Raw genomic sequence first — 6,353 nt, forward strand, 5'->3', positions numbered from 1 at the left:
CGTTTCGCGACCCGGTTTCGCCATGCGGTCAGCCCGCGGCGCTCTCCGCCCTCCCGGCACGGTGTCTGCCGTCGGCCGACGGCGGGGCCTCCCTGTTCGCCAACTGTCGTACGAGCCGCACCAGCTCGCTCGGCTCGAAGGGCTTCGCCAGGAAGGCGTCGACCCGGGCGGCGACGCCGTCCTCCGCCTCGTACTGCGTACCGGCGCTGATGATCGCGACCGGCAGCCGGCTGGTCCGGGGATCGGAACGGAGCCGGGTGGCGGTCTCCAGACCGTCGAGCCGGGGCATGACGACATCAAGGGTGATCACATCCGGACAGACCTGATGCACCAGATCCAGACACTCGACACCATCGGCCGCGGTCACGACCTCGAAGCCCTCAAGCTCGAGATTGACCCTGATCAACTGCCGGATGGCCTTGCTGTCGTCGACAACAAGCACACGGCCACACGCCCCTGACACACTTCAGAGGGTAGGTCGGGCGCAGGGGCTGCGTCCGGGTTTTGCCCACTTCCGGCCCCGGACGAGTGGTGGGCGGACGGCACATGGCCGACACGGCGGCCCTGCGCACGGGCGCGCGACCGGGCCGGCGGCACGGGGCACGGCGGCGCCGGGGCGCGGGGGCGACGCGCGACGGCGACCTCGCGGAAATACCTGTTCACGGACACCCGCCAGAAGCTGGTAGTGTTTCATTCGTCGCCAAGCAGTTCGGCGACACGCCCCCGTAGCTCAGGGGATAGAGCATCGGCCTCCGGAGCCGGGTGCGCAGGTTCGAATCCTGCCGGGGGCACTTCCGGATAGACCCTCTGATCAGCGGAAACGCTGAGCAGAGGGTCTTTTTCATGCGGTTAGACGCTGCCGGACCGGTGGCAGTTGCGCTCGACGCTCCGGAACCGCGCGACTGTCCCTGCTCTGCGGTTTTCCCGAGGCGAAACGAAGCGCTGCCGGCCGGCCGTCCCGCGTCGCACTGCACCGTGGGACACACGTCGGACGCGAGCAACATCCCTTTCCACCCTGGCGCTTGACACTCCGCGTATGCGGCCGATGACCCGAGCGGCCCGACCGGCCGAGCGGTCACCGCGTCGGCACAGCTCGACGATCCCGGCGTGAAGGAACGGCGTGGGAGAGGCTTCTCCTACGAACGGAGATACAAATACGACCTCGCAACGAGCCTTGGCCGGGGCTTTCCCGAGGCAAAGCGGAGCGCCACGAGTCGACCGCCGCACGGCGCCCGGCGTCACGGGAGACGCTTGGGACGCGAGCCCGCACGGAAAGGAGCCGGGAGCAGCCCCTTCTTTCCAGCTCCACCCGAGCGTCGGTAGGATCGCAGGTAGGATGAGTGGCATGAGTGAGGCTACCGGTAAGTACTCGATCACCATGCCCCGCGACATCGCCGAAGCCGCCAAGGCCCGCAGCGGCCCGTCGGGGCTGTCCGCCTACGTGGCCGCCGCCGTCGCCCGCCAAATCGAGCGCGACAACCTCAACGAGCTCATCCAGGTCGCCGAGGCCGAACACGGACCCATCACCGAGGACGAGATCCAGGGCCTCCGCGACCAGCTCCACCAGGCGCGCCGGCAGCAGGCCCGCAATGAGACGAACGCGGCGTGACCCGCTCCCCCGCCACCCCGGGCGGCACACTCGTCCTCGACAGCGAAGGGCTGGCCAAGGCCGTGCTGCGCGATCGCGCAGTCACGGCCTGGCTCGCCCTTGCCCGCACCGACGACCTGCGCGTGATCACGTCCGCCGCCACCTTGGTGGAAGTGACCCACCCCCGCATCAACCGTCCAGCCCTGGAGTGGACCCTGTCCCGCCTCGTCATCGAACCGATCACAGAGTCGATCGCACGCCACGCTTCCACCCTCCTCGCCGACGCCGGCCTGCACGGCCACAAGTACGCCATCGACGCCATGCTCGGCGCGACCGCGCTGGCCTCACCCGGCCCTGTCACCGTGCTCACCTCCGATCCGGAAGACCTCACCGCGCTGTGCGGCAGCCGAATCACCGCCATCAAGATCTGACACTTCATATTGAGGGCATTCAGCGCATTCCCAAGTCGTGGGGTATGCGTGGGACGAGATGCCTGACAACTCGTCAACTACGCCTTTGGCCTGCGAAACTGCGTGGGACACGCACGGCCTCCGGAGCCGGGTGCGCAGGTTCGAATCCTGCTGGGGGCACCCTTCATGAGGTGCCCAAAGACCCCGTCACCAGCGGAAACGCTGAGGCCGGGGTCTTCGCGTTTGTGCAGGCGTATGCCGCTCGGAGCGGGCGTATGTCGGGGTCTGTGGACGAGGCGTGGACGGGATCTTGGAGCATTACGCCAGGTGAGCCCCGCAAAACGATGTGGCCCCAGGACAGGTGTAGGGGCCACATCGCAAGGCGGTACAGGTTCCCCCTAGTCGGCGGTGACCCCCCAGTAGCCGATCTGCGCGGGCCTACCGTCGCGGTAGAGCACTGTGCAGTTCCCCCGGGCGCGGCCTGGGAAGTCCAACCGCTCGGAATCGAGAGCGGCGTCCCACTCCTCGTAGGTGGGCCGGCCGTGAGGAGCCCACGCGCGCACTTCACCATCGGTCAGCGGCCGCATGAACGGACCGTCGTCGGTGTCCGCGGCCTCGATCATGAGAGGGAAGTCCAACACGGAGCCCGTGCCACCGGTGAAGATGTACTCCTGCCACTCCGGGTCGTGCCACAGTTCCTCGACGGATCGCCCCTCGAAGCCGTGGTTGTCCCGCGCCAGCTCGTCTTCCTGGGCCTGCCGGAACGCGGCCACCAGATCACGCTGATACGGGCCTGTATGAGTCCATGCGTTGCCGCCCATCCGCGTCCCCTCTCCATTCGAACTGCTTGTTCAAGAGCGGAGCGTAAGAGACGGCACTGACAGGGCACCCCGTCCCGACGATGGTCACACCCTGGAGACCACCCACAGGTCCCGCAGGGAAGGCCGGCACCTCGCTGAGACGCACCGGCTCAGGCCCGACCCCAAGCCTGGCGATGGCGAGCGACGCCGTACACCTGCTCAACCTGCTCAGCCGTCAGCACCCCCGAGAGCGGCGCCAGTGCCGCTACCTGACGCTCCTGGTACACGCGCACGCTGAGCTGTGTGGCGACCACCTTCAGATCAGTCACGCCGACGAAGACACTGTGCGGCGCAGCTCAGTTCGCTCTTCCCGGACGATGCCGACCACGCCATGACCACGCTCTCCGAAGCTGCGGGCCCAAGCCCGAGAATGTGCACGGAGGTTGCCCACCTTGGCGTGCCGACGTCGATGGCGGGGCAGCGCGGCCACGCACCGAATGCCAACGGGGGACTAGCCTGCGGAACAGAGGCCGTCGTTAGGACAGAACACAACCCCCGTGTAGTTATAGCCGACCCGTATGGTCACGGGATTCGGGTCGGGGGGGGATGTTGACGTAAGAACCCGCGTCAGCTGTAGCACTGAAGTGGACCGTCGTCCCGACAGTGAAGCTCGCAGTGCAGGTGCCGGTCGGATTCGGCGCCGGGTCGCCTCCGTACGGATCCCACGCTGAAATATGGCAGTTGATCCCGGCAGGGCTGCTGGTGATGGTTCCGCCACCCCAGCCGTCACCGACGTACGCGTTCAGTTGAGCGGTGGACTGAGCCTGAGCCGGGGCGACGAAGCCGATCGCGGCGGCCGTGGCGAGTCCGGTGATGACTCCCATCGCGCGCCAAGCGCGGTTTCTGTACTTACTCATGGGCAGCCCCTCTGATCGAACCGACCCCCTCCAACCAAGCTATTCGCCCCCTCGGGGACCCACAACCCGGGGCACGATCGCCGTCAGTGCCGCGGCGGTTGCCCTTGACGGCCGCAGACACTGTGTTTACGGAGACCAGGTTGTCCGGAGGTGCCTTCGACACGCCTGCACCGACGCGCTCCTGTCGAGCCGCGCTGATTCGCTGCATCGTCACGCACCACGTAAACGCCGGGCGCAGGGTGCTGTGGGTGAGCACCCACGACGCATTCCGAGTCAGACCACCGAATCACGTTGACAGGCAGTGCCAACAAGAGGCCCCCGGACGCGGCGCCAGGGGCCCCCGATTGTTCAGGCCGAATCACTCGTACTCGCGAAGCAAATCCTCAATCCGCCGGTTGGCGACGTCCTGACGTCCGTCGAGGCACTTCGCGTAGCGGGTCAGCAGGACCTCAACGCTGTTGCCGGCGCGCTCGGCAACTTCGGTGGGATCCACTCCGGCATTCCCGCATACAGCCGGGCGAACGCATGGTTCAGTGGCCCACTGTCCGATGGTGTGTACCTACTGCGGGTCACCCTGCGACATGACCTCGGCGTCGAGGTAAAGCCTGACTTCGAGCGCTCCCTCATGCGGGGTCTCGCCGCCCTCGACAGTGAGCGAAGAAGCCTCGAACGCCAACTCGACTCAGAGCACACTCAAGCCAGCCGGTCCGCATAACGCACAGATCAGCACGGCCTGGCGGGAACGGACCGAGCGCCCGACTTCCGCGCGGCGTGCCGATGCGCCGCCCATCTTGACTACCGGACTTCCGTGGAGATCGGGTCGAGGAAGAAAAGGCACTGGTCCGCGTTGAATTCGCCCACCTCGGCGACGAAGCGGAACCTGTCGCCCACGCCGACGGCGTCGGGGATCTTCTTGCCGGTCAGTCTCAGGTCGAAGACGTTGACGTCCTCGTACTTGAAGGCCGGGCCGACCGCCGTGTTCGGTCCCTTGTCGCCCGGGCCTAGGAGGAAGTCGTAGCGGGTGTCGTAGTCGCCGTGGGGCGCCATGTTAACGATCGAGCCGTTGAACGCGACCGTCTCGCCCTCGTGCCTGGTCGCGAAGTCCCGGTTCGCGTCGTCGCAGTCGTCCGTCTTCAGCAGCGCCGCGAACTCCGGGTTGTTCTGAGCCGTGATCACCTCAGGGGCGGCCGACTCGGCCGCGGCCGGAGCCGGCGTGGCGGAAGGCTTCTCGCTCGCGGCGGCCGCCGGCTTGTCCGGCTCGTCCTTCTTCTCGCCTCCGCCGCTGAGTGCGGAGGCGGTGCCGATGACGATGGCCAGGATCACGAGGACGCCGGCCGCCGCGCCGATCAGGGGCCACGGCAGCGGCTTCTTCGGCCGGCGGAAGTCGAGGGTGGTGCGAAACGTGCCCTGGGCCTGTTCGACGAGCTCCCAGCCGTCCTTCTGCATCTTCGAGATCACCAGGCCGTCGGTGCCGCGAACTGTCTGCACGGTCTTGTACTCGTAGTTGATCTCGTCGGCCATGCGGCTCAGCTCCCAAAAAAGATGGACTGTTCATACCAACGGCCTCGCGAGCGTAGGGGACGCCGCTAGGAACTCGGCATCACCGACGTCACCCTCCGCCCCATCCGGCGCGGCCACGGCCGAGGCCGCCGCGGTTGGTCGTGCGTCCGGAGCCGTGCGGGCGCAGAAGCCTCGGAGACACGTGACCGCCCCCATTCAACGGGGTGGGTGGCCCCACGCTCACACCACCAGTTGGAGCACCGCCCCGAGACGTTTACTACCGGTAGAAGACGGCCACGCCACCGTGATGCGAACAGGCTCCCTGATGGTGAGCGGCGTACGAGTACGTACCGTCGTTGCACAGAGCCGTCGCACCCCCGCCCGCAGAACTGGAGCCTCCCGACGAGCTGGACCCGCCGCTGGACGACGATCCGCCAGACGTCGAACTGCCGCCCGTTCCCGACCCCGCGGCAGCTGCGTGCGCGGTGACGGTCACCTTCACCTTGACCGTCTTCGTCACCGTCGGCGCGGGCTTCGGCTTCGCGGTCTCCGTCGCCGTGGCCGTCGCGGTGACCGTAGCCGTGGCCGTCGGCTGCACCTTGTCGTTGGCCACCGACTTCGTCGCGTTCGGGTTCTGACCGTCGGCGCCAGCGCTGCCCAAGCCCATGATGAACGCGAGGCCCAGGGCGGGCAGTACGAATCGTTTGCGGGCCCACTTGGGTGCGGGACGGACGGCCGGCGGTCCGGGCGGAGGCTGGAACGGCGGCTGGGGCTGGTAGTAGCTCATGGGATCCCCCTGCTTGAGTACGTGAGGCGTGAAGCTATCTACGCGGACCCATCAGATGTGAGGGATTAGTAAAGAAAGTGACCGAGTTGTGACACTGCAACTCTCAACTACCCCCGCAGGCCACCACCCCCGCACACCCGAGCCACCGCCGCGCCACTCTTTCAACTCCGGCTGGCAACAACCGGGGAAGTGGCCAGGAGAGGTGACGCACGCCAGACGAGCGCTCATCCACCGCGGGATCTAGCCTTCGGGAGGCCTAGTGCTGCCCCGCGCAAGTTCGTGGAGGGGTGTTCGGCATGGTCAGCCGGTCTTGAGTGGGGTGCCGTCGTAGGTCCATTTGTACGGCTTCGC

Annotated in this window: 7 protein-coding genes, 1 tRNA gene and 2 pseudogenes; 4 read left to right on the forward strand and 6 right to left on the reverse strand. The window is 67.2% G+C overall.

All coding sequences use genetic code 11. The features are described from left to right. Positions 1-28: 28 nt before the first annotated feature. Entirely contained in the window at positions 29-463 is a 435-nt protein-coding gene (locus tag AB0N06_RS05840) for a response regulator (RefSeq protein WP_366133455.1), read from the reverse strand. Positions 464-719: 256 nt separating this feature from the next. Here AB0N06_RS05840 and AB0N06_RS05845 point away from each other — a divergent pair. The 3 genes from AB0N06_RS05845 (at position 720) to AB0N06_RS05855 (ending at position 2,019) form a co-directional block, all read left to right on the forward strand. Beyond that, a tRNA-Arg gene (locus AB0N06_RS05845) sits at positions 720-791 on the forward strand. A 554-nt stretch (positions 792-1,345) separates the two neighbouring features. Further along, entirely contained in the window at positions 1,346-1,609 is a 264-nt protein-coding gene (locus AB0N06_RS05850; RefSeq protein ID WP_366133456.1) for a CopG family transcriptional regulator, read from the forward strand. Continuing rightward, positions 1,606-2,019: a PIN domain-containing protein gene (locus tag AB0N06_RS05855; RefSeq protein ID WP_366133457.1), complete on the forward strand. Its 414-nt coding sequence runs from the start codon at positions 1,606-1,608 to the stop codon at positions 2,017-2,019. The genes AB0N06_RS05850 and AB0N06_RS05855 overlap by 4 nt, the downstream gene beginning before the upstream one ends. Positions 2,020-2,396: 377 nt before the next feature. On the opposite strand, the gene AB0N06_RS05860 is transcribed toward AB0N06_RS05855, so the two are convergent. The 5 genes and pseudogenes from AB0N06_RS05860 to AB0N06_RS05880 all read right to left on the reverse strand — a co-directional run bounded on the left by AB0N06_RS05860 (position 2,397) and on the right by AB0N06_RS05880 (position 5,579). Beyond that, the gene (locus AB0N06_RS05860) at positions 2,397-2,819 is read right to left on the reverse strand and encodes a hypothetical protein (protein ID WP_366133458.1); all 423 of its coding nucleotides are present in this window, start codon (positions 2,817-2,819) and stop codon (positions 2,397-2,399) included. A 149-nt stretch (positions 2,820-2,968) separates the two neighbouring features. After that, positions 2,969-3,139, reverse strand: a pseudogene (locus tag AB0N06_RS05865) (NERD domain-containing protein); the annotation flags it as partial. 934 nt (positions 3,140-4,073) lie between these two features. Next, a pseudogene (locus AB0N06_RS05870) lies at positions 4,074-4,217 on the reverse strand (site-specific integrase); the annotation flags it as partial. Between the two features lie 293 nt (positions 4,218-4,510). Beyond that, complete coding sequence (locus tag AB0N06_RS05875) at positions 4,511-5,236, reverse strand: DUF4839 domain-containing protein (protein WP_366133459.1); 726 nt, start codon at positions 5,234-5,236, stop codon at positions 4,511-4,513. A gap of 256 nt (positions 5,237-5,492) precedes the next feature. After that, positions 5,493-5,579 (reverse strand): DUF3761 domain-containing protein, encoded by an 87-nt coding sequence (locus tag AB0N06_RS05880; protein WP_225075656.1) that lies wholly within the window; start codon positions 5,577-5,579, stop codon positions 5,493-5,495. On the opposite strand from AB0N06_RS05880, the gene AB0N06_RS05885 reads away from it, so the two are divergent. After that, positions 5,572-5,853, forward strand: a complete 282-nt coding sequence (locus AB0N06_RS05885; RefSeq protein WP_366133464.1) for a hypothetical protein — start codon at positions 5,572-5,574, stop codon at positions 5,851-5,853. The genes AB0N06_RS05880 and AB0N06_RS05885 overlap by 8 nt on opposite strands. Positions 5,854-6,353 lie beyond the last annotated feature (500 nt).

It is taken from the genome of Streptomyces sp. NPDC051020 (genome assembly GCF_040683105.1).
In the GTDB taxonomy this organism is placed as follows: Bacteria; Actinomycetota; Actinomycetes; order Streptomycetales; family Streptomycetaceae; genus Streptomyces.

Bases quoted from the DNA above. Each gene is read 5' to 3' on its own strand.
- AB0N06_RS05875 (WP_366133459.1), bottom strand. From the start codon at position 5,236: ATGGCCGACGAGATCAACTACGAGTACAAGACCGTGCAGACAGTTCGC.
- AB0N06_RS05860 (WP_366133458.1), bottom strand. From the start codon at position 2,819: ATGGGCGGCAACGCATGGACTCATACAGGCCCGTATCAGCGTGATCTG.
- AB0N06_RS05850 (WP_366133456.1), top strand. From the start codon at position 1,346: ATGAGTGAGGCTACCGGTAAGTACTCGATCACCATGCCCCGCGACATC.